Origin of the sequence: Paenibacillus sp. 2KB_20 (assembly GCF_052115765.1) — a bacterium.
GTDB lineage: Bacteria > Bacillota > Bacilli > Paenibacillales > Paenibacillaceae > Paenibacillus_AQ.
This window is the reverse complement of the sequence record NZ_JBFRHH010000021.1, coordinates 37,724-58,956: the sequence shown is the minus strand read 5'-3', so window position 1 is coordinate 58,956 and position 21,233 is coordinate 37,724. Positions and strand designations below refer to the sequence as shown.

30 protein-coding genes are annotated in these 21,233 nt (G+C 47.0%); all 30 read right to left on the bottom strand.

Going from position 1 to position 21,233, the window contains the following annotated elements; translation table 11 throughout:
• Positions 1-2: 2 nt before the first annotated feature.
• The gene (gene map / locus AB4124_RS31925) at positions 3-755 is read right to left on the bottom strand and encodes a type I methionyl aminopeptidase (RefSeq protein ID WP_076326216.1); all 753 of its coding nucleotides are present in this window, start codon (positions 753-755) and stop codon (positions 3-5) included.
• A 5-nt stretch (positions 756-760) separates the two neighbouring features.
• Complete coding sequence (locus AB4124_RS31920) at positions 761-1,405, bottom strand: adenylate kinase (RefSeq protein WP_009589204.1); 645 nt, start codon at positions 1,403-1,405, stop codon at positions 761-763.
• A gap of 89 nt (positions 1,406-1,494) precedes the next feature.
• Positions 1,495-2,793, bottom strand: coding sequence for a preprotein translocase subunit SecY (gene secY / locus AB4124_RS31915; protein ID WP_076326217.1), 1,299 nt, complete (start codon positions 2,791-2,793; stop codon positions 1,495-1,497).
• Entirely contained in the window at positions 2,793-3,233 is a 441-nt protein-coding gene (gene rplO / locus AB4124_RS31910; protein WP_006212903.1) for a 50S ribosomal protein L15, read from the bottom strand. Before rplO ends, secY begins: the two co-directional genes overlap by 1 nt.
• A gap of 46 nt (positions 3,234-3,279) precedes the next feature.
• Positions 3,280-3,465, bottom strand: a complete 186-nt coding sequence (rpmD, locus tag AB4124_RS31905; protein WP_076326218.1) for a 50S ribosomal protein L30 — start codon at positions 3,463-3,465, stop codon at positions 3,280-3,282.
• Between the two features lie 12 nt (positions 3,466-3,477).
• A complete protein-coding gene (rpsE, locus tag AB4124_RS31900; protein WP_009589212.1) occupies positions 3,478-3,975 on the bottom strand; it encodes a 30S ribosomal protein S5 in 498 nt (165 codons plus the stop codon).
• Between the two features lie 26 nt (positions 3,976-4,001).
• Positions 4,002-4,370, bottom strand: coding sequence for a 50S ribosomal protein L18 (gene rplR, locus AB4124_RS31895; protein ID WP_076326219.1), 369 nt, complete (start codon positions 4,368-4,370; stop codon positions 4,002-4,004).
• 111 nt (positions 4,371-4,481) lie between these two features.
• The gene (gene rplF / locus AB4124_RS31890; RefSeq protein ID WP_076326220.1) at positions 4,482-5,024 is read right to left on the bottom strand and encodes a 50S ribosomal protein L6; all 543 of its coding nucleotides are present in this window, start codon (positions 5,022-5,024) and stop codon (positions 4,482-4,484) included.
• Between the two features lie 29 nt (positions 5,025-5,053).
• On the bottom strand, positions 5,054-5,452 hold the full coding sequence (gene rpsH / locus AB4124_RS31885; protein ID WP_006212908.1) for a 30S ribosomal protein S8: 399 nt from the start codon (positions 5,450-5,452) through the stop codon (positions 5,054-5,056).
• A 33-nt stretch (positions 5,453-5,485) separates the two neighbouring features.
• Positions 5,486-5,671 (bottom strand): type Z 30S ribosomal protein S14, encoded by a 186-nt coding sequence (locus AB4124_RS31880; RefSeq protein ID WP_074961883.1) that lies wholly within the window; start codon positions 5,669-5,671, stop codon positions 5,486-5,488.
• Between the two features lie 46 nt (positions 5,672-5,717).
• Positions 5,718-6,260 carry a 50S ribosomal protein L5 gene (gene rplE / locus AB4124_RS31875; RefSeq protein ID WP_076326221.1) on the bottom strand — a complete coding sequence of 181 codons (543 nt, stop codon included), beginning with the start codon at positions 6,258-6,260 and terminating at the stop codon, positions 5,718-5,720.
• Between the two features lie 28 nt (positions 6,261-6,288).
• Positions 6,289-6,645: a 50S ribosomal protein L24 gene (gene rplX, locus AB4124_RS31870; protein ID WP_076326222.1), complete on the bottom strand. Its 357-nt coding sequence runs from the start codon at positions 6,643-6,645 to the stop codon at positions 6,289-6,291.
• 78 nt (positions 6,646-6,723) lie between these two features.
• Positions 6,724-7,092: a 50S ribosomal protein L14 gene (gene rplN / locus AB4124_RS31865; protein ID WP_006212911.1), complete on the bottom strand. Its 369-nt coding sequence runs from the start codon at positions 7,090-7,092 to the stop codon at positions 6,724-6,726.
• 36 nt (positions 7,093-7,128) lie between these two features.
• The gene (gene rpsQ, locus AB4124_RS31860) at positions 7,129-7,395 is read right to left on the bottom strand and encodes a 30S ribosomal protein S17 (protein WP_009589223.1); all 267 of its coding nucleotides are present in this window, start codon (positions 7,393-7,395) and stop codon (positions 7,129-7,131) included.
• Positions 7,396-7,439: 44 nt separating this feature from the next.
• Complete coding sequence (gene rpmC / locus AB4124_RS31855) at positions 7,440-7,637, bottom strand: 50S ribosomal protein L29 (protein WP_007132561.1); 198 nt, start codon at positions 7,635-7,637, stop codon at positions 7,440-7,442.
• Entirely contained in the window at positions 7,627-8,061 is a 435-nt protein-coding gene (gene rplP, locus AB4124_RS31850; protein WP_009589221.1) for a 50S ribosomal protein L16, read from the bottom strand. Before rplP ends, rpmC begins: the two co-directional genes overlap by 11 nt.
• Before the next feature lie 2 nt (positions 8,062-8,063).
• A complete protein-coding gene (gene rpsC, locus AB4124_RS31845) occupies positions 8,064-8,729 on the bottom strand; it encodes a 30S ribosomal protein S3 (RefSeq protein ID WP_006212915.1) in 666 nt (221 codons plus the stop codon).
• A 13-nt stretch (positions 8,730-8,742) separates the two neighbouring features.
• Positions 8,743-9,075 (bottom strand): 50S ribosomal protein L22, encoded by a 333-nt coding sequence (gene rplV, locus AB4124_RS31840; RefSeq protein ID WP_015737624.1) that lies wholly within the window; start codon positions 9,073-9,075, stop codon positions 8,743-8,745.
• Positions 9,076-9,111: 36 nt separating this feature from the next.
• Positions 9,112-9,387, bottom strand: coding sequence for a 30S ribosomal protein S19 (rpsS, locus tag AB4124_RS31835; protein ID WP_023964919.1), 276 nt, complete (start codon positions 9,385-9,387; stop codon positions 9,112-9,114).
• Positions 9,388-9,458: 71 nt separating this feature from the next.
• Entirely contained in the window at positions 9,459-10,289 is an 831-nt protein-coding gene (gene rplB, locus AB4124_RS31830; RefSeq protein WP_076326223.1) for a 50S ribosomal protein L2, read from the bottom strand.
• Positions 10,290-10,318: 29 nt separating this feature from the next.
• Positions 10,319-10,612: a 50S ribosomal protein L23 gene (gene rplW / locus AB4124_RS31825; RefSeq protein ID WP_006212919.1), complete on the bottom strand. Its 294-nt coding sequence runs from the start codon at positions 10,610-10,612 to the stop codon at positions 10,319-10,321.
• Positions 10,612-11,235 (bottom strand): 50S ribosomal protein L4, encoded by a 624-nt coding sequence (gene rplD, locus AB4124_RS31820; protein ID WP_076326224.1) that lies wholly within the window; start codon positions 11,233-11,235, stop codon positions 10,612-10,614. The genes rplW and rplD overlap by 1 nt, the downstream gene beginning before the upstream one ends.
• Before the next feature lie 26 nt (positions 11,236-11,261).
• Entirely contained in the window at positions 11,262-11,885 is a 624-nt protein-coding gene (gene rplC / locus AB4124_RS31815) for a 50S ribosomal protein L3 (protein ID WP_076326225.1), read from the bottom strand.
• A 41-nt stretch (positions 11,886-11,926) separates the two neighbouring features.
• A complete protein-coding gene (rpsJ, locus tag AB4124_RS31810; RefSeq protein ID WP_006212922.1) occupies positions 11,927-12,235 on the bottom strand; it encodes a 30S ribosomal protein S10 in 309 nt (102 codons plus the stop codon).
• 456 nt (positions 12,236-12,691) lie between these two features.
• On the bottom strand, positions 12,692-13,882 hold the full coding sequence (gene tuf / locus AB4124_RS31805) for an elongation factor Tu (protein WP_076326226.1): 1,191 nt from the start codon (positions 13,880-13,882) through the stop codon (positions 12,692-12,694).
• A gap of 95 nt (positions 13,883-13,977) precedes the next feature.
• On the bottom strand, positions 13,978-16,059 hold the full coding sequence (gene fusA, locus AB4124_RS31800; protein ID WP_339268319.1) for an elongation factor G: 2,082 nt from the start codon (positions 16,057-16,059) through the stop codon (positions 13,978-13,980).
• A 48-nt stretch (positions 16,060-16,107) separates the two neighbouring features.
• Complete coding sequence (rpsG, locus tag AB4124_RS31795) at positions 16,108-16,578, bottom strand: 30S ribosomal protein S7 (RefSeq protein ID WP_006212929.1); 471 nt, start codon at positions 16,576-16,578, stop codon at positions 16,108-16,110.
• A 53-nt stretch (positions 16,579-16,631) separates the two neighbouring features.
• Positions 16,632-17,051, bottom strand: coding sequence for a 30S ribosomal protein S12 (rpsL, locus tag AB4124_RS31790; RefSeq protein ID WP_006212930.1), 420 nt, complete (start codon positions 17,049-17,051; stop codon positions 16,632-16,634).
• 140 nt (positions 17,052-17,191) lie between these two features.
• Positions 17,192-17,443 carry a ribosomal L7Ae/L30e/S12e/Gadd45 family protein gene (locus tag AB4124_RS31785; protein ID WP_006212931.1) on the bottom strand — a complete coding sequence of 84 codons (252 nt, stop codon included), beginning with the start codon at positions 17,441-17,443 and terminating at the stop codon, positions 17,192-17,194.
• Between the two features lie 168 nt (positions 17,444-17,611).
• Positions 17,612-21,226: a DNA-directed RNA polymerase subunit beta' gene (gene rpoC / locus AB4124_RS31780; protein ID WP_441975277.1), complete on the bottom strand. Its 3,615-nt coding sequence runs from the start codon at positions 21,224-21,226 to the stop codon at positions 17,612-17,614.
• Positions 21,227-21,233: the final 7 nt, after the last annotated feature.

The following is a 21,233-nucleotide window of genomic DNA, read 5'->3' as shown; positions in this document are numbered from 1 at the left end:
CCCTATTCCGGCAGCTTTGTCAAAATTTCCATGCCATCCGGCGTGACTGCTACCGTATGCTCGAAGTGAGCACATAGTGAGCCGTCTACCGTTACAACCGTCCAGTTGTCTTCCAGCGTCTTGACATTTCGCTTACCCGCGTTGACCATCGGCTCGATCGCGAGCACCATGCCCGGTTTGAGTCTTGGTCCACGGTCAGGGATGCCATAGTTCGGAATTTGCGGATCCTCATGCAGTTCGGTACCCACACCATGACCAACGTACTCCCGGACGACAGAGAAACCTGCATCCTCGATATGACGCTGTATGGCATGAGAGATTGTAAACAAGCGGACATCGGGTTTGATTAGCGCAAGTCCAGCATAGAGCGATCCTTCCGTTACGTCCAGCAGACGCTGGGCCTCTTCGGAAATCTCTCCTACCGCGTAGGTCCATGCCGAGTCACCATGGTAACCCTGGTACTGTGCACCGATATCAAACGTAACGATATCACCCTCGATTAATTTGCGTTTGCCTGGAAATCCATGCACCAATTCTTCGTTGACTGATGCGCAAATGCTGGAAGGAAATCCGTTGTAGCCTTTAAAAGATGGCACAGCGCCTTGGCTTCGAATGAACTTGTCGGCCATAAGGTCAAGTTCCCCGGTCGTAATGCCCGGTTCTACATGAGCGGCAAGGAGTTTGTGGCATTCTGCCACGATCCTTCCTGCTTCTCTCATCAAGCTCAGTTCCGTTTCGGATTTACAAATGATCATTATACTTAACCTCTCAGTATAGACGCAATTTGTGATGAAACCGCGTCGATTTCCTGATCACCATCGATTTGACGCAAAAGACCTTTGTTCTCATAAAACGTGAGGAGTGGTGCTGTTTTGTTGATATATTCGTCTAAACGAATGCCGACGCTCTCTTCGTTATCATCGGAGCGCTGGTACAATTCGCCGCCGCATTTATCACAAATGCCTTCCTGTTTAGGAGGATTAAAGATCACATGATAAGTCGAACCACAGTTTTTGCAAATCCGGCGGCCAGTAAGGCGAGCCAGAAGCTTTTCCCGATCAACTTTCAGGTTGATGACGTGATCGAGACCAGTATTCAAGCGGGCGAGAATGTCATCCAGCGCTTCCGCTTGCGAAAGGGTTCTTGGAAAACCGTCCAATAAAAAACCTTTTTCGCAATCGGACTGCTGCAGACGCTCTTCCACAATACCAATCGTTACGTCATCCGGTACCAGCAGACCTTGATCCATGAATTCCTTCGCTTTAATTCCGATGGGAGTTCCTTGTTTGATCGCGAGACGAAATGCATCGCCCGTTGAAATGTGAGGAATACCGAATTCATTCACAATGTTTTCTGCTTGCGTCCCTTTTCCTGCCCCAGGAGGACCCATGAATAAGATGTTCACCTTACGTCACTCCCTCCCCTTGATTGACTAGCAAGAACAACACAATAGGCGCCGGGAAGCGATACAGACCACTCGCCGGAACCTATCGCCTATTTATTGATAAAACCTTTGTAGTGACGTTTGATCAGTTGGCTTTCGATCTGCTTCATCGTATCCAGTGCAACACCGACGACGATCAAGAGTGAAGTACCACCGATCTGAACCGTACGAGGAAGACCTGCAAGTGATCCAAAGAACACCGGAAGCACAGAGATCACGGCCAGGAACAATGCTCCTGTCATGGTCAGACGGGTCATAACCCGAGTCAAATACTTCTCGGTAGCTTTACCAGGACGAATGCCCGGAACATAGCCGCCGTTCTTCTTCATATTATCAGCCATTTGGTTCGGGTTCATCTGCACGAAGGTGTAGAAGAACGTGAAACCAATGATCATGAGTACATACAGTACCATTCCAAGCGGGCTGTCATAAGCCAGGTTCGCCGTAATCCACTTCGCCCAATTCATGTGTGCCCAGAAGCTGGCTAGGATAACCGGGAATTGCAGCAATGACATCGCAAAGATTACCGGGATAACGCCTGCACCGTTAATCTTGAGTGGAATGTGTGTGTTCTGTCCGCCGTACATTTTGTTTCCTACAACACGCTTCGCGTATTGAACCGGAATTTTACGGATACCTTGCTGAATGAATACAACTCCGGTAATGATCAAAATCAAAATCAGAAGGATGATAACACCCTTCAGAATGTTCATAAATACTTGACCATCCTGAATGAAATTCGATTCAATCGTTGTCCGAATGTGCATTGGAATACCAGCAGCGATACCACCAAAGATTATGATCGAAATACCGTTACCGATTCCGCGTTCCGTAATCTGTTCGCCGAGCCACATCAAGAATGATGTACCTGCGGTGAGCACAATTGCGATCACGACAAAGTCGATAGTGGTTGCTCCAGGCACCATATCCATGCCATACAGGCGGTTAAACCCGACAGACATACCGAACGCCTGAATCAATCCCAATATTACCGTACCATAACGAGTAATTTGAGCCAACTGCTTCTTCCCGTGTTCCCCTTGTTTGTTCCATTCCGCAAACTTTGGAATGACGTCCATCGACAACAACTGCACGATAATGGACGAAGTAATATATGGAAATATCGAAAGGGCGAAGATCGAAAACTGCGATAGTGCGCCCCCCGAGAACGTGTTAAGAAGACCGAACAACTCATTGCCTGCCTGATTCGTCTGGGTAAAAACATCTTTGTTAACGCCGGGAACTGGAACAAATGATCCAATACGGAAGATGATCAGAACGAATAAGGTGAACAAAATACGCTTGCGAAGGTCATCCACACGCCATATATTTTTCAGGGTCTTAAACATTAGATCACCTCGGTTTTACCGCCGGCAGCCTCGATCTTCTCTACCGCAGATTGAGAAAACTTATTAGCTTTTACAGTCAAAGAAACGGTAACCTCACCGTTGCCAAGAATTTTGATTCCGCTCTTTGTATTGTTAACAATACCGCTCTCAACCAAAACTTCTGGAGTCACTTCAGTACCTGCTGCAAAGCTGTTAAGTTCTTCGATGTTCACAATCGCGTACTCTTTCCGAGTTGGGTTTACGAAACCGCGCTTCGGAAGACGACGGTACAATGGGTTCTGTCCACCTTCGAAGCCTGGACGTACACCACCGCCGGAACGAGAGTTTTGTCCTTTGTGACCGCGACCCGATGTTTTACCCGTACCACTACTAGTACCGCGTCCAACGCGCTTGCGCTCTTTGCGGGATCCAGGTGCCGGGCTCAGCTCATGTAACTTCATCGTTCGTTGCACCTCCTTAATATGTCCGGGAATACGTTGCCCGGGATTAACCTTCGATTTCTTTAACAGAAACCAGGTGATTTACTTTCTTGATCATTCCGCGAATTGCAGCATTGTCGCTTTGAACCACGGAATGGTTGAGTTTACGAAGTCCGAGTGTTTTCACGGTTGCACGCTGATCCTCTGGACGACCAATCACGCTGCGTACGAGGGTGATTTCAAGTTTAGCCATGAGATTCCCTCCTTAACCCAACAGCTCTTCGACGGATTTGCCGCGAAGCTTGGCAACATCTTCAACACGCTTCAGGCGGGACAATCCCTCCAAAGTCGCATTGACCATGTTCATGGAGTTCGAAGAACCTAGAGATTTTGTCAAAATGTCGCCTACGCCAGCCAGTTCAAGTACTGCACGAACCGGTCCGCCAGCGATAACTCCAGTACCTTCAGATGCCGGCTTCAACAATACTCGGCCTGCTCCGAAGTGACCTGTTACGAGGTGAGGAATAGTTGTTCCAACAAGTGGAATGTGAATCAGGTTTTTCTTAGCATCTTCAATACCTTTGCGGATTGCATCCGGTACTTCGCCTGCTTTACCGATACCTGCTCCTACCCAACCTTTGCCATCACCGACAACTACCAGTGCGCTAAAGCTAAAGCGACGTCCGCCTTTTACAACTTTAGCAACGCGGTTAATGTTTACTACTCTTTCAGTCAGTTCTAAAGTGTTAGGATCTACACGCAAGTCGTTTACCTCCTTTTGAAAATATCTTAGAATTCAAGGCCTGCCTCGCGAGCTGCCTCTGCAAGTGCTTGAATACGTCCATGATACAAGTATCCACCGCGATCGAATACGATCACTTTGTAACCTTTGTCTGCAGCACGTTTTGCAACGAGTTCGCCGACTTTACGAGCGGATTCAACGCTTCCGCCGTTCTTGATATCAGTAGCCAATTCTTTATCCAACGTAGAAGCTGATGCCAAAGTCACGCCAGCCACATCGTCGATCAATTGAGCATAGATGTGTTTCGAAGAACGGAACACGTTCAGACGTGGACGTTCTGCTGTGCCTTGGATTTTCTTACGGACACGCAGGTGTCTTTTCAGACGAGCTTTGTTCTTGTCTTGTTTCGTGATCATGTTTCCATTTCCTCCCTTCAGTTTTGCCTTAAGAGCTTCGCTTTTAGACGCATCGGGTAAGTATGGGAGAAGAAGCAAGTTATCCACCAGGTGAGACCCCGGTTAGCTAACTTATTTCTTCTTACCAGCTTTACCTTCCTTACGGATAATGCGTTCACCTTCGTATTTAATACCTTTACCTTTGTATGGCTCAGGCTCACGTACGGAACGGATCTTAGCTGCGTATGCACCTACGCGCTCTTTATCGATACCGCGAACGGTGATTTTTGTGTTTGTTGGTACTTCGAATTCGATACCAGCTTCCGGTGTAATTTCAACTGGGTGGGAGTAACCCACGTTCAGAACGATTTTATCTCCGGTTTTGCTTGCACGGTACCCGACACCTACCAACTCAAGGTTTTTCGAGAATCCTTCAGTTACACCGTTGACCATATTTGAGACAACGCTGCGGGTCGTGCCGTGAAGAGAGCGATGTGTTTTGTTGTCGGAAGGACGAACAACATTGATCTCGTTGTTTTCTACTGTAATTTGCATGTCTTTATGCAGTTCACGAGTCAAGGTACCTTTAGGTCCTTTTACAGTGATTACAGTGTTATCCAGTGTGACTTCCACACCGTTAGGAATAGCAATTGGTTTACGACCAATACGGGACATTCATTACACCTCCTATCTTGTGACGTTGATTACCATACGTAGCAGAGAACTTCTCCGCCAGCTTTGGATTGACGAGCTTCTTTGTCGGTCATAACTCCCTTAGACGTGGAGATGATCGCAATACCCAAACCACCAAGTACGCGAGGTACTTCGTTGCTCTTCGTGTAAACGCGAAGACCTGGTTTGCTGATTCTTTTCAGACCTGTGATTACACGTTCGTTGTTGGAACCATATTTCAGGAATACACGAATGATCCCTTGTTTATTGTCTTCCACAAACTCTGCATCACGGATGAAGCCTTCACGCTTCAAAATGTCAGCGATTTGTTTTTTAATCGTCGAAGCAGGCATTTCTACTGTTTCGTGGCGAACCGTGTTCGCGTTACGAATACGAGTTAGCATATCTGCAATTGGATCGGACATAGTCATGTAGGATAAACCTCCTTCCCGTTTATAAACTTCTTACCAGCTTGCTTTTTTCACGCCAGGAATCTGGCCTTTATAAGCTAATTCACGGAAACAAATTCTGCAAATTTTAAACTTCTGCAGTACCGAATGTGGGCGACCACAACGTTCACAACGGGTATATGCCCGTACTTTATATTTCGGTGTACGTTGTTGTTTAACTTTCATCGAAGTTTTTGCCACTTAGCCTGACACCTCCTAAATAGTTTCGGAGAAAAGGACAACCGTCTTATTTCGCGAAAGGCATGCCCAGTTGAGCAAGCAGTTCACGGGATTCTTCGTCGGTTTTAGCAGTCGTTACGATAACGATGTCCATACCGCGAACTTTATCCACTTTGTCATACTCAATTTCAGGGAAAATGAGTTGCTCTTTCAGACCGAGCGTATAGTTACCGCGTCCGTCAAATGCTTTCGTGGACACGCCTTGAAAGTCACGTACACGTGGAAGTGTAACGTTGAACAGCTTGTCGAGGAAGTAGTACATACGCTCACCGCGCAGCGTTACCTTCACACCGATAGGCATGTTCTCACGCAGTTTGAATCCCGCGATGGATTTCTTCGCACGGGTGATAACCGGTTTTTGACCAGCAATCAGCTGCATGTCGTTCACAGCGGAATCAAGCACCTTCGAGTTAGCTACAGCGTCACCTACACCCATGTTGACGACAACCTTCTCGATTTTTGGTACTTGCATTACTGTCTTATAGCTAAACTTCTGCATCAGAGCAGGAGTTACTTCGTTCAAAAAACGTTCTTTCATTCTTGCTGCCATGATTCAAGGACCTCCTTTCTAAACCGTCTTATTTATCGATAACTTCTCCGGATCTTTTTGCTACGCGAACTTTTTTACCGTTGTCCAGTACTTTGTAACCGATACGGGTTACTTTTCCGCTCTTCGGATCAACGTGCATAACGTTCGATACATGGATCGGAGCTTCCTTCTCGATGATACCGCCTTGTGGGTTCATTTGGTTTGGCTTCTGGTGCTTCTTGATCATGTTCACACCTTCAACCAAAACACGATTTTCACGAGGGTACGCTGCGATGACACGGCCTTTTTTGCCTTTGTCTTTACCGCTGATGACGATAACAGTATCATCCTTTTTCACGTGCAGTTTGTTGCTATGGGATTCCAGATCTTTTTTCACTTTAGGCATTCGTTACACCTCCTATGACTAGCCAGTTCAACTATTTATCGGGTTCCCGAAAAGTTACGTCACTTTTTGGGGTGTTATTTAGATTACTTCCGGAGCCAAGGAAACGATTTTCATGTAGTCTCTTTCGCGAAGTTCGCGAGCAACTGGTCCGAAAATACGAGTTCCGCGTGGGCTTCTGTCGTCTTTAACAACAACAGCTGCATTCTCGTCAAATGAGATGTAGGATCCGTCTTTACGACGTACAGAACGTTTCGTACGAACGACTACCGCTCTTACTACATCACCCTTTTTGACAACGCCGCCTGGTGTTGCTTGTTTGACGGAACATACGATCAAATCACCGATTTGAGCTGTACGACGACCAGTACCACCCAATACGCGGATACACATCAGTTCCTTCGCACCGGAGTTGTCAGCAACAGCTAAACGTGTAAATGGTTGAATCATTTAAATTTCCTCCTTCCATCAAAAACTGATCATATCTTAGATGATAACCGCTTTTTCAACCACTTCTACCAATCTCCAGCGCTTGTCTTTGGAGAGAGGGCGAGTTTCCATGATTTTAACGGTATCTCCGATTTGAGCTTGATTGTTCTCATCATGCGCTTTAAATTTTTTCGTGTATTTAATGCGTTTGTGATACAAGTCATGCTTCTTATAAGTTTCAACAGCTACAACAATGGTTTTATCCATTTTATCGCTGACAACTTTACCAATTTGCACTTTACGAGCATTGCGTTCTTCGCTCATTTGTTAGCCTCCTTCCTGAATTCAGAACAGTGAGTTCCGTTTCATTAACTAATCCCAAGTTCTCTTTCACGGATAACGGTTTTAGCACGAGCTATTTCTTTGCGAACGTCACGGATCCGAGTCGGGTTGTCAAGCTGGCCTGTGGCCAATTGAAAACGGAGGTTAAAGAGTTCCTCTTTAAATCCGGCGATTTTTTGCTCGATTTCTGCAGTGGTTAAGTTGCGCAGTTCATTAGCTTTCATTTGCTTCACCACCCACTTCTTCTCGTTTCACAAACTTCGTTTTAACAGGCAGCTTGTGAGCGGCGAGACGCATCGCTTCGCGGGCGATTTCCTCGGACACGCCTCCAAGTTCAAACATGATCTTGCCTGGTTTTACAACGGCAACCCATTTCTCTACGTTACCTTTACCGCTACCCATCCGCACTTCGAGAGGCTTTTGAGTAATCGGCTTATCTGGGAAAATCTTGATCCATACTTTACCGCCACGACGAATGTAACGAGTCATCGCGATACGAGCAGCTTCGATCTGACGGTTCGTGATCCAGCCTGGTTCTGTAGCTTGCAGACCGAATTCGCCGAAGTTCAGTTCAGTACCGCCTTTAGCTTGACCTCTCATATGGCCGCGCTGTTGTTTGCGGTGTTTTACACGTTTTGGTACCAACATGATTAGTTGCCTCCTTCCTGAGCAGCTTGTTTCTTAGCCGTAGGAAGAACCTCTCCACGATAGATCCATACTTTCACGCCGATACGGCCGTAAGTCGTATGCGCTTCTGCTGTACCATAGTCGATGTCTGCACGAAGCGTATGAAGTGGAACAGTTCCTTCACTGTAGCCTTCCGTACGAGCAATCTCGGCTCCGCCAAGACGTCCGCTGACCGATGTTTTAATCCCTTTAGCTCCAGAGCGCATAGTTCTTTGAATCGCTTGTTTCAGTGCACGACGGAAAGACACACGACGTTCCAACTGTTGTGCAATGCTTTCAGCAACAAGAATAGCGTCCAGCTCAGGGTTTTTAATTTCAGAAATGTTGATGTGAACTTTTTTACCGCCGGCAATTTTAGTCACTTGTCCGCGCAGTACTTCTACTTCGGAACCACCTTTACCGATAACCATACCAGGCTTCGCAGTGTGGATCGTCACGTTCACACGATTAGCCGCTCTCTCGATTTCGATACGAGATACAGCGGAGTCTTTCAATTTATTTTTCAGGTATTCACGGATTTTCACGTCTTCCAGCAAAAGATCACCGAAGTCTTTGCCTGCATACCATTTGGATTCCCAATCACGGATAATACCGATACGGAGTCCTACTGGATTTACCTTTTGGCCCACACGTTTTCCCTCCTTATTTTTCAGCTACCACCAAAGTAATGTGGCTGGTGCGTTTATTGATCCGGCTTGCACGTCCCATCGCACGCGGGCGGAAACGTTTCATAGTCGGTCCCTGGTTGACATAAGCTTGCGTCACAACCAATTTAGTTACATCCAAAGAGTAGTTATGCTCAGCGTTTGCGATAGCCGAGTTCAAAAGCTTCTCAACAACCGGAGATGCAGCTTTCGGAGTGTGACGAAGAATTGCGATCGCTTCGCCCACTTGCTTACCGCGGATCAAGTCAACAACGAGTTGAGCTTTACGAGGAGCAATACGAATCGATCTAGCATGTGCTTTTGCTTCCATATGTTTAACCTCCTCTCAAACAAAGAGCTTCATTAATTATCTTCTTGTTTTCTTATCATCTTCATGACCTTTGTAAGTACGAGTTGGAGCGAACTCACCCAACTTGTGTCCTACCATGTCCTCTGTTACATATACAGGTACATGTTTACGGCCATCGTATACTCCGAACGTGTGACCGATAAATTGCGGGAAAATAGTGGAGCGGCGGGACCAGGTTTTGATCACAGCCTTTTTGCTTGCGCTGTTCATGTCCTCCACTTTTTTGAGCAGATATCCGTCAATAAAAGGTCCTTTTTTCAAACTACGGCTCATATTGAAATCCTCCCTTCACCAAATTGTCTCGTTACCTTCGAGCCTGTCACGAAGCTATGCACAATCGCGCATTACTTCGTGCGGCGGCGAACGATATATTTGTCAGAAGCTTTACCTTTTTTACGTGTTTTGTAACCAAGGGTTGGTTTACCCCATGGAGACATAGGCGATTTACGTCCGATTGGAGCGCGGCCTTCACCACCACCGTGAGGGTGATCGTTAGGGTTCATTACCACACCACGTACTTCAGGACGTTGTCCAAGCCAGCGGCTACGACCAGCTTTACCGATTTTGATCAACTCATGGTCTTGGTTACCCACAGAACCGATGGTTGCACGGCAAACTTTCAGGATGCGGCGAACTTCACCGGAAGAAAGACGAACAGTTACGTACTTATCTTCTTTACCGAGAAGTTGAGCTTCTGTACCAGCAGCACGAACCAATTGTCCGCCTTTACCTGGTTTCAATTCGATGTTGTGGATAACGGTACCTACTGGAATGTTTTCCAGTGGAAGTGAGTTACCAATCTTGATGTCAGCACCTACTCCAGATACTACTTGGTCTCCAACTTTCAGACCTTTAGGAGCGATGATATAACGCTTTTCACCATCTACATAGTGAATCAGAGCGATGTTGGAAGTACGGTTCGGGTCGTATTCGATTGTAGCAACGCGACCTGGAATGCCGTCTTTATTCCGTTTGAAGTCGATGATACGGTATTTACGCTTGTGTCCGCCGCCATGGTGACGAACTGTAATTTTACCTTGGTTGTTACGGCCAGCTGTTTTGCTCAGCGGAGCCAGCAACGATTTCTCCGGCTGATTCGTGGTGATTTCTTCGAAAGTCGACACGGACATGTTGCGTCGAGCCGGGGATGTCGGTTTATACTTTTTAATAGGCACTGAATTTTCCCTCCTTACTTAAGAAATTCTTATTCAACCGATTCAAAGAACTCGAGCGGTTTGCTGTCTGGAGCCAAAGTCACGATCGCCTTTTTCCATTCGGTTGTGTAACCGGAATAACGGCCATAACGCTTTGGTTTAGCAGGGACACGCATCGTATTCACGTTCGATACTTTAACTTTAAAAATAGATTCGACAGCTTGCTTGATCTCGGTCTTGTTAGCGCGGATATCCACTTCAAAAGCATATTTCAGCTCTGCCATGTAGTCAGCCGTACGTTCCGTGATCACCGGGCGCTTGATTATATCGCGTGGGTCTTTCATTACGCGAGCACCTCCTCTACCTTCTGAACTGCTTCCTTCGTAATGATCAGTTGATCGTACGACATTACGTCAAGAACATTAATGCCGTCAGCCGCTACGAATTTCACACCAGGAATATTACGTGCGGAAAGGGCTACATTATCATCATAGCTTGGAGCAACGATCAGAGCTTTACGGCCTATTTTCAGGTTGCTAAGGATGTTAGCAAACTCTTTCGTTTTCGGCGTATTCAGCGTCAATTGATCCAATACGATAATTGCGTTGTCAATCACTTTGGAAGACAATGCGGATTTGATAGCCAAACGACGAACTTTCTTAGGAAGTTTAAACGTGTAGCTGCGCGGAGTTGGTCCAAATACCACACCGCCGCCTTTCCATTGTGGAGAACGGATCGAACCTTGACGAGCACGGCCAGTACCTTTTTGTTTCCAAGGCTTACGTCCGCCGCCGCGTACTTCAGAACGTCCTTTTACTTTGTGGGTACCACGACGAAGGGAAGCGCGCTGCAACAATACTGCACTGTGCAGTACGTGTACGTTCGGCTCGATGCCAAACACAGCTTCATTCAATTCTACTTCGCCAACTTGGCTACCGCTGACATTATAAAGTGCTACTTTAGGCATTCTTTGTTCCTCCTTTCTTTAGGCGATTATTTCTTCACCGTTTCTTTGATTTGAACGAAACCTTTTTTAGGTCCAGGAATGGAGCCTTTAACAAGGATTACGTTACGCTCTGTGTCGACTTTGACAACCTCGAGCTTTTGAATCGTAACTGTCTCATTGCCCATGTGACCTGGCAGGCGTTTTCCTTTAGGAACACGGTTTGCCTGGATCGAACCCATGGAACCTGGTCTACGGTGATAACGGGAACCGTGAGACATTGGTCCGCGGCTTTGGCCCCAACGTTTGATTACACCTTGGAAACCTTTACCTTTGGAAATACCCGTTACGTCAACAAATTCGCCTTCTGCGAAGACATCAGCCTTCAGCTCTTGTCCAACCTCGACACTCGCGAGGTCAACACCGCGAATTTCGCGAACGTAGCGCTTAGGCGCAGTGTTTGCTTTTTTCGCATGGCCTGCTTCTGGTTTGTTAGATCTGTTCTCTTTCTTATCAGAGAAACCGACTTGAATCGCTTCGTATCCGTCGTTTTCCAGATCTTTCTTTTGAAGAACAACACAAGGACCTGCTTCGATAACCGTTACAGGAATTACAACACCCTCAGGGGTAAACACTTGAGTCATTCCGAGCTTTCTACCTAAGATACCTTTCATGTTGACACCTCTTTTCTCTTCTCTAATTCATTATGCAATGCTTACAGTTTGATTTCGATATCTACACCGGACGGCAGGTCCAAGCGCATCAAGGCATCCACAGTTTGTGGAGTCGGGTTCACGATGTCGATCAAGCGTTTATGTGTACGCATTTCGAACTGTTCCCGAGAATCCTTATACTTGTGCACCGCACGGAGAATGGTAATTATTTGTTTCTCAGTTGGAAGCGGGATCGGACCGGATACACCAGCACCCGAACGTTTTGCTGTCTCAACAATTTTCTCAGCGGATTGATCAAGAACTCTGTGGTCGTATGCTTTCAAGCGAATACGAATTTTTTGCTTTGCCATTTTATTCCCTCCTTCTATCGCCCAATTTGGTATCGGACATACTCCGCGAAAATTTTCCAACCACCCACCTCATGGCAAAGGGGCCGGGTGTGTCGGTAACCTCTCACATCATCGCAACGTCGCAGAACAACATTCACTATTATATATAAAAGATAGGCGTATTGCAAGCACTAATTCATAATTAATATGTATTTACATCTTTAACCGAAGGTTGCAGAACTTGGCTAATAGATTTCATCGCTTTTCGCATATCATATTGTAACGCACTCTCTATTCTATATAATAGAAAGTTTCGAATTAAATAACTGATATCCATCAGAGAATGTAATCAGATTATTGGGCTGATCCCTAAAGAAAAGAGCCTGATCCAAAGGATCAGACTCTTTTATCAGGACATCACATTGTTGCTCGTTACAATATACTGTTGCTATATTCAAGGCTATTTGTAAGCCTTAATTATTTAATGATGGAAGCAACGGAACCAGCACCTACGGTACGGCCGCCTTCACGAATGGAGAACTTAGTTCCTTCTTCAATCGCGATTGGGTTGATCAGGTTAACCGTTACAGTGATGTTATCACCAGGCATAACCATTTCAGAACCCTCTGGCAAGTTGATCACACCAGTTACGTCCGTAGTACGGAAGTAGAACTGTGGACGGTAGCCAGTGAAGAAAGGCTTATGACGTCCGCCTTCTTCTTTGCTCAGTACGTATACTTGAGCTGTGAACTCTGTGTGTGGTTTAACGGAAGCAGGCTTAGCAAGTACTTGACCGCGCTCGATTTGAGTACGCTCAACACCACGAAGCAATGCACCGATGTTGTCACCAGCTTGTGCGGAATCCAGCAATTTACGGAACATCTCAACGCCCGTAACAACGGATTTCTTAGTTTCTTCAGCAATACCAACGATTTCGATCTCGTCACCAACTTTGATCGTACCACGCTCTACACGACCTGTAGCAACGGTACCACGACCAGTGATGGAGAATACGTCCTCGACAGGCATCAAGAAAGGCTTGTCAGTGTCGCGCTCAGGCAATGGGATGTACTCGTCGATTGTTTTGAACATTTCAACGATTTTTTGTGCCCATTCGCCATCTGGGTTTTGCAGAGCTTCACGAGCGGAACCACGAGTGATCGGAGTGTCGTCGCCTGGGAAGTCATACTCGTTCAGCAGGTCGCGAACTTCCATCTCAACCAATTCCAAGAGCTCTTCGTCTTCAACCATGTCGCATTTGTTCAAGAATACAACGATGTAAGGAACGCCTACTTGGCGGGACAACAGGATGTGCTCGCGAGTTTGCGGCATTGGGCCGTCAGCTGCGGATACAACCAGAATTGCTCCGTCCATTTGAGCTGCACCAGTGATCATGTTTTTAACATAGTCAGCGTGACCTGGGCAGTCAACGTGTGCATAGTGACGAGCGTCAGTTTCATACTCTACGTGGGAAGTAGAGATTGTGATACCGCGTTCGCGCTCTTCTGGAGCTTTGTCGATTTGATCGAAAGACATTGCAGCACCACCGTAAGTTTTGGACAATACAGATGTGATTGCAGCTGTCAAAGTTGTTTTACCATGGTCAACGTGACCGATAGTACCGATGTTAACATGGGGTTTCGTACGTTCGTATTTAGCCTTTGCCATTTGAACAATTCCTCCTTAAGGGGATATATATGTTGGGCCGGAAGCGGAGTTAACGGGATGTTGATCCCGCCTCCTATCCAGCAGGTAAAACGTTATTACTCTCCGCCTTTGATCTTGGACACAATTTCATCGGAGATATTTTTAGGAACTTCTTCGTAGTGGGAGATTTCCATGGAGAACACACCGCGTCCTTGTGTACCGGAGCGAAGGGTAGTGGAGTAACCGAACATTTCGGAAAGAGGTACTTTCGCACGGATAATTTGAGTACCACCACGGGAGTCCATACCTTCGATACGTCCACGGCGGGAGTTCAGCATACCCATTACGTCGCCCATGTATTCCTCAGGCACGGTAACTTCAACTTTCATAATAGGCTCGAGCAGGACAGGCTTACACTTGTCTTTAGCTGCTTTCAAAGCCATGGAACCGGCGATTTTAAACGCCATTTCATTGGAGTCAACATCATGGTATGAACCGTCGACGATGGTTGCTTTAACGTCAACAAGCGGGAAGCCGGCGAGTACACCGTTCTTCATTTGCTCTTCAATACCTTGTTGAGCTGGACCAATGTATTCTCTTGGTACAGAACCACCGACAACCTTGCTCTCGAATTGATTACCGCTACCTGCTTCCAGAGGTTCGAACTCAACCCATACGTGACCGTATTGACCACGACCACCGGACTGACGAACGAATTTACCTTCAACGCGAGCTGGTTGACGGAATGTTTCGCGGTAAGCTACCTGTGGTTTACCCACGTTGGTTTCTACTTTGAACTCACGACGCATACGGTCGATGATAATGTCCAAGTGAAGCTCACCCATACCTGCCAGGATCGTTTGGCCTGTTTCTTCATCGGTATGTGCACGAAGAGTTGGATCCTCTTCAGTCAACTTACCGAGAGCTACACCCAATTTATCTTGGTCAGCTTTTGTTTTAGGCTCAACTGCGATTTCGATAACCGGATCAGGGAAGTTCATGGACTCCAAGATAACCGGGTCCTTCTCATCACATAGTGTATCACCTGTACCCGTATCTTTCAAACCTACGGCAGCTGCGATATCTCCGGCGAATACTTCGGAAATTTCTTGACGGCTGTTCGCATGCATTTGAAGGATACGACCAATGCGCTCACGTTTGCCTTTAGTTGCATTCAGTACGTAAGAGCCGGATTGCAGTACACCGGAATATACGCGGAAGAATGTCAGCTTACCAACATAAGGGTCCGTAGCGATTTTGAATGCCAAAGCCGAGAACGGCTCTTCATCGGAAGAATGCCGGATAGCTTCAGTTCCATCTTCATGGGTACCCTTGATGTCTGGAACATCAGTTGGAGCCGGCAAATAATCGATTACGGCATCAAGCATCAACTGAACGCCTTTGTTACGGTAAGAAGATCCACAGATAACTGGGAAGATCTTAACTTCGACAACACCTTTACGCAGAGCAGCTTTCAACTCAGCTATGGTGATTTCTTCACCTTCAAGATATTTCATTGTCAAGTCTTCGTCAAGTTCTGCTACCTTCTCAACAAGCTCGTTGCGTAGCTCTTCCACTTGATCCTTGAATTCTGCTGGAATTTCGGTTTCTTCGATGTTTTGACCAAGGTCATCCTTATACATAAAGGCTTTTTCCTCGATAACATCGATGATGCCAATGAAATCATTCTCTGCACCGATCGGAAGCTGAATCGCTACCGCGTTCGCTTGCAGACGCTCTCTCATATCTTTAACTACGTTCAAGTAGTCGGCACCGATAATATCCATTTTGTTTACGTATGCGATCCGCGGTACACCGTAACGGTCTGCTTGTCTCCAAACCGTCTCCGACTGAGGTTCTACGCCCTCTTTCGCACTGAATACACCTACTGCCCCATCCAATACACGAAGGGAACGTTCAACTTCTACTGTGAAGTCAACGTGCCCCGGGGTGTCGATAATATTAACGCGGTGACCCTTCCAAGAAGCGGTAGTCGCGGCGGAAGTAATGGTAATTCCGCGCTCCTGCTCTTGCTCCATCCAGTCCATAGTAGCGGAACCCTCATGGGTTTCACCGATTTTATGAGTACGGCCTGTGTAGAACAAAATCCGCTCTGTTGTGGTCGTTTTACCAGCATCAATATGCGCCATGATCCCGATATTACGTGTATTTTTCAAGGAGAACTCTCTTGTCGCCATGCGAATAGTCTCCCTTCAAAATTAAAGTGTAAAATTAGTTGCTGAATCCTACCAACGGTAGTGAGCAAACGCTTTGTTCGCTTCAGCCATTTTGTGTGTATCTTCGCGTTTCTTAACGGAAGCGCCTGTGTTGTTGGAAGCATCGATGATCTCAGCCGCCAAACGCTCTTCCATGGTTTTCTCGCCGCGGTTGCGGGAGTAGTTTACGAGCCAACGTAATCCAAGGGATGTACGTCTCTCTGGTTTAACTTCGATTGGAACCTGGTAGTTAGCACCACCGACACGACGAGCTTTAACTTCCAATACTGGCATGATGTTCTTGATAGCTGCTTCAAACACTTCCATCGGATCATTACCAGTACGTTCCTTGATGATGTTGAACGAATTGTAAAGGATGCTTTGAGCAACACCTCTTTTACCATCCAACATGATGCGGTTGATCAGACGAGTTACCAGCTTGCTGTTATACACTGGATCTGGCAGCACGTCTCTTTTAGTTACTGGACCTTTGCGTGGCATGGATATCCCCCTTTCTTCAGTCATGAGTCATGTTACGAAAACATGAGCATCAATTAGCTTTTTGCTTTAGGACGCTTCGTGCCGTATTTGGAACGAGCTTGCATCCGGTTGTTTACACCAGCGGTATCAAGTGCGCCGCGAACGATATGGTAACGTACACCCGGAAGGTCTTTTACCCGTCCACCGCGAACCAATACAACACTGTGCTCTTGCAAGTTATGTCCGATACCCGGAATGTAAGCCGTCACCTCAATGCGGTTCGTCAAGCGAACACGAGCATATTTACGAAGTGCGGAGTTCGGTTTTTTCGGCGTCATTGTGCCTACACGAGTGCATACACCGCGTTTTTGCGGAGCACTCAAGTCGGTCTCCTCACGTTTCAAAGCGTTAAAACCTTTTTGAAGAGCTGGAGATTTCGATTTGTAAACTTTAGCTTGACGGCCCTTGCGAACCAGTTGGTTAATTGTTGGCATGCTAGCCACCCCCTTCCCGTATTTATCATCCTAATTACAACCCCGTTTAAGTCCACAGACCCAGGCGGTTCATAAAAGGACAAATGAAAAGTTTTTGCCGAGAGAAGTAACGCCTTCTCCAACAAAAACGATTTCTCAAATCATGATTTCAAGACAGCTACCATAGCTGCACCAACTTCAATACCGCATGCTTCTCCAAGCTCTATCATCGTGGGTACATAGTTGATATGCACACCATTCTTATCACACTCGGATACGACTTTTGAAATCAAACGCTGGTCGCAATCTTCAGCCACATAAACCTCTGCAGCCAAACCGGATTCAACGGCCTTCATCGTTTGTTTGGTGCCAATCTTGATGTGTGCATCCTGTAATCCTTTATCATTAGACACAAGTCATTCCTCCAAAAGAACAGGGAACAAAGAAACTATTCACGCACCTTTGCTATATTAGCATCTGCCCTAAGCGATGTCAAGCTATTAAATCAGGAAAAAGAAACATTGGGACGGAGAAATTCAGCATCTTACGACGCGAAAATCTCCCCGTCACCTGACTGTCTCTTAATCTATAGAAGCTGTTTCGAGTTCCTGACTTTCGTCATTCACATCGTTTTGTCCCGCGAACTTCACGCTGCGATAACGGTTCATACCCGTTCCCGCAGGGATCAGTTTACCAATGATAACATTCTCTTTCAGACCAAGCAGTTGATCGACTTTACCTTTGATTGCAGCGTCAGTCAACACGCGAGTTGTCTCCTGGAAGGAGGCCGCTGACAAGAACGAATCGGTTTCGAGAGATGCTTTTGTAATCCCGAGGAGAATCGGTTTGGCAACCGCTGGTTCTTTCCCGGAGAGAATAGCGTCTTTATTGGCTGTCTCGTATTCATGCATATCCACGAAGGAGCCAGGCAACAGGTTCGTATCTCCCGCATCCACGATACGGAATTTACGCAGCATCTGTCTGATCATAACTTCAACGTGCTTATCGTTAATTTCTACGCCTTGGTTACGGTATACGCGTTGTACTTCCTGAAGGATGTAGTTCTGCACACCACGGATACCTTTGATGCGAAGCATTTCCTTCGGATCAATGGAACCATCGGTCAGTTCATCCCCGGCTTCAATGTGCTTGCCTTCGCTTACGCGCAGACGGGAACCGTAGGTAACTGCGTAAACCTTAGTTTCAGCTTCACCTTGAATTTCGATTTCACGACGGTCCTTCGTTTCGCGGATTTCTTTAACCACACCATCAATCTCACTAATGGTCGCTTGACCTTTAGGATTTCGGGCTTCAAAGAGCTCCTGGATACGCGGAAGACCTTGTGTAATATCATCACCGGCAACGCCGCCTGTGTGGAACGTACGCATCGTGAGCTGTGTTCCCGGTTCGCCGATGGATTGAGCTGCGATAATACCAACCGCTTCACCAATCTCAACATGCTTACCAGTAGCCAGGTTACGACCGTAACATTTTTTGCAGACGCCATAACGTGCACGGCAGCTCAAGATGGAACGAATTTGCAGCTTCTCAACACCAGCTGCTACGATTTCCTCAGCTTTGTCGGAGTCAATCAATTCGTTGCGATTCACGATGATCTCTTTCGTTTCCGGATGACGAACGGTCTCAAATGCATAACGTCCCTCGATACGATCATAGAGATCCTCGATAACTTCTTTACCGTCCTGAATACGGCTAACGGTAAAGCCTTTATCCGTGCTGCACTCATCTTCGCGAACGATAACATCCTGGGCCACGTCAACAAGTCGACGAGTCAAGTAACCGGAGTCAGCGGTACGAAGCGCTGTATCGGCAAGACCTTTACGCGCACCGTGCGTGGACAGGAAGTACTCGAGTACCGTCAGTCCTTCACGGAAGTTCGATTTGATTGGGAGTTCGATGATACGACCCGACGGGTTCGCCATCAGACCCCGCATACCACCGAGCTGAGTGATCTGCGATTTGTTACCCCGCGCTTTGGAATCCACCATGAGCATGATGGAGTTAAAGCGATCCATCGATTTCATGAGTACTTCCGTAATATCATCCTTGGTCTTGGACCAGATGTCGATTACACGGTCATAACGCTCTTCATTCGTAATCAAGCCGCGGCGATATTGGTTCGTTACCACTTTAACCTTCTCGTCGGACTCTTTCAGAATTTCATTCTTCTCGTCAGGTACGATAACGTCGGATACCGCAACGGTTACGCCTGCACGAGTAGAGTATGTGAAACCGATCTGCTTGATTTTATCCAAAATCACAGAGGTTTCGGTTGTATGGTACGTTTCAAAGCAGCGTGCAATGATGGAACCCAGATATTCCTTACCAACAGCACCGCTGATTGGCAGTTCTTGAATCACTTTTTGAATATCTGCACCCTTCTCATATACGAAATACTTCTCAGGCGTACCTTGCAGCAGGTTCGTACGAGTCGCTTCATTGATATAAGGGAAGCTGGCAGGGAAAATCTCGTTAAAGATAATCCGGCCGATCGTCGTAACCAACATCGCATTCTGCTGTTTTTCCGTAAAGCATGTTTTGCCCAGGGCTTTAACCGGAATCGCTACGCGTGCATGCAGACCAGCTGCTTCACGCTGATAAGCGGAAACCGCTTCGTTCACGCTGCCCAGAATCATGCCGGTACCTTTCTCTTCCTTGTTATCCATCGTGAGATAGAAGGAACCCAGTACCATATCCTGAGAAGGCGTAACAACTGGCTTACCGTCTTTCGGGTTCAGAATGTTACCCGATGCCAGCATCAAAAGACGCGCTTCAGCTTGAGCTTCGGCAGACAAAGGAACGTGAACCGCCATTTGGTCACCGTCAAAGTCAGCGTTATATGCTGTACATACGAGCGGATGAAGACGGATCGCATGGCCCTCAACCAGAATCGGTTCAAATGCTTGGATACCGAGTCTGTGAAGCGTCGGTGCACGGTTCAGAAGAACCGGATGCTCTTTAATAACCTCTTCGAGCACATCCCATACTTCTGGACTTACACGTTCTACTTTGCGCTTCGCACTCTTGATATTATGTGCAAGGCCTTTGTTGACCAATTCTTTCATAACGAACGGCTTGAAGAGCTCAAGCGCCATTTTCTTAGGCAGACCGCATTGGTACATTTTCAGGTAAGGACCTACAACGATAACGGAACGACCAGAATAGTCAACCCGTTTACCGAGCAAGTTCTGACGGAAACGTCCTTGTTTACCTTTCAGCATGTGGCTGAGGGATTTAAGCGGACGGTTACCAGGACCTGTGACCGGACGACCGCGACGGCCGTTATCGATCAGTGCATCGACAGCTTCCTGCAGCATGCGCTTCTCGTTCTGTACGATAATATCCGGCGCACCGAGATCCAGCAATCTTTTCAGACGGTTGTTCCGGTTAATAACGCGACGGTACAGATCGTTCAAGTCGGAGGTCGCAAAGCGTCCACCATCAAGTTGAACCATCGGACGAAGCTCCGGTGGAATGACGGGCAGCACATCCATGATCATCCACTCCGGATTGTTGCCGGAGTTACGGAACGCCTCAATCACTTCCAGGCGTTTGATGGCCCGGTTGCGGCGTTGACCCTGTGCAGTGCGCAGTTCTTCTTTAAGGAACTCAAGCTCTTTGTCAACATCGATGTCTTGAAGAAGCTTCTTAACCGCTTCAGCACCCATGCCTGCTTGGAATCCGTAGCCGTACTTTTCACGGTAGCTGCGGTATTCCTTCTCGGACAACAGCTGCTTCTTCTCCAGCGGTGTATCTCCTGGATCGGTTACAACATAAGATGCGAAGTAAATGATCTCTTCAAGAGATCTTGGGGACATATCCAGAGCCAGACCCATACGGCTTGGAATCCCTTTGAAATACCAAATATGCGATACAGGAGCCGCAAGCTCGATATGGCCCATCCGTTCACGACGGACTTTAGCGCGTGTTACTTCAACGCCACAGCGATCGCAGACTACTCCCTTATAACGGACACGCTTATACTTACCGCAATGACATTCCCAGTCCTTCTGCGGACCGAAAATCCGCTCACAGAACAGGCCTTCTTTCTCCGGCTTCAATGTACGGTAGTTAATCGTTTCCGGCTTCTTCACCTCTCCGCGAGACCAAGAGCGAATTTTTTCCGGTGAAGCAAGACCGATTTTCATGTACTCAAAATTGTTAACGTCCAACAAGGAGCAA

Coding starts and splice junctions, on each gene's coding strand:
- rplF (WP_076326220.1), bottom strand. CDS start 5,024: ATGTCCCGTATTGGTCGTAAACCAATTGCTATTCCTAACGGTGTGGAA.
- rplD (WP_076326224.1), bottom strand. CDS start 11,235: ATGCCTAAAGTAGCACTTTATAATGTCAGCGGTAGCCAAGTTGGCGAA.
- tuf (WP_076326226.1), bottom strand. CDS start 13,882: ATGGCAAAGGCTAAATACGAACGTACGAAACCCCATGTTAACATCGGT.
- rplP (WP_009589221.1), bottom strand. CDS start 8,061: ATGTTGGTACCAAAACGTGTAAAACACCGCAAACAACAGCGCGGCCAT.
- rpsL (WP_006212930.1), bottom strand. CDS start 17,051: ATGCCAACAATTAACCAACTGGTTCGCAAGGGCCGTCAAGCTAAAGTT.
- map (WP_076326216.1), bottom strand. CDS start 755: ATGATCATTTGTAAATCCGAAACGGAACTGAGCTTGATGAGAGAAGCA.
- rplO (WP_006212903.1), bottom strand. CDS start 3,233: ATGAAGTTACATGAGCTGAGCCCGGCACCTGGATCCCGCAAAGAGCGC.
- fusA (WP_339268319.1), bottom strand. CDS start 16,059: ATGGCGACAAGAGAGTTCTCCTTGAAAAATACACGTAATATCGGGATC.
- rplW (WP_006212919.1), bottom strand. CDS start 10,612: ATGAAAGACCCACGCGATATAATCAAGCGCCCGGTGATCACGGAACGT.
- rplN (WP_006212911.1), bottom strand. CDS start 7,092: ATGATTCAACCATTTACACGTTTAGCTGTTGCTGACAACTCCGGTGCG.
- rplR (WP_076326219.1), bottom strand. CDS start 4,370: ATGATCACGAAACAAGACAAGAACAAAGCTCGTCTGAAAAGACACCTG.
- rpmD (WP_076326218.1), bottom strand. CDS start 3,465: ATGGCTAAACTTGAAATCACCCTCGTACGCAGCGTGATTGGTCGTCCA.
- rplC (WP_076326225.1), bottom strand. CDS start 11,885: ATGAAAGGTATCTTAGGTAGAAAGCTCGGAATGACTCAAGTGTTTACC.
- rpsH (WP_006212908.1), bottom strand. CDS start 5,452: ATGACTATGTCCGATCCAATTGCAGATATGCTAACTCGTATTCGTAAC.
- rplX (WP_076326222.1), bottom strand. CDS start 6,645: ATGCCTAAAGTGAAAAAAGATCTGGAATCCCATAGCAACAAACTGCAC.
- rpmC (WP_007132561.1), bottom strand. CDS start 7,637: ATGAAAGCTAATGAACTGCGCAACTTAACCACTGCAGAAATCGAGCAA.
- rpsS (WP_023964919.1), bottom strand. CDS start 9,387: ATGAGCCGTAGTTTGAAAAAAGGACCTTTTATTGACGGATATCTGCTC.
- rplV (WP_015737624.1), bottom strand. CDS start 9,075: ATGGAAGCAAAAGCACATGCTAGATCGATTCGTATTGCTCCTCGTAAA.
- rplE (WP_076326221.1), bottom strand. CDS start 6,260: ATGGCAGCAAGAATGAAAGAACGTTTTTTGAACGAAGTAACTCCTGCT.
- secY (WP_076326217.1), bottom strand. CDS start 2,793: ATGTTTAAGACCCTGAAAAATATATGGCGTGTGGATGACCTTCGCAAG.
- rpsJ (WP_006212922.1), bottom strand. CDS start 12,235: ATGGCAAAGCAAAAAATTCGTATTCGCTTGAAAGCATACGACCACAGA.
- rpsG (WP_006212929.1), bottom strand. CDS start 16,578: ATGCCACGCAAAGGTCCAGTAACTAAAAGAGACGTGCTGCCAGATCCA.
- rpsQ (WP_009589223.1), bottom strand. CDS start 7,395: ATGAGCGAAGAACGCAATGCTCGTAAAGTGCAAATTGGTAAAGTTGTC.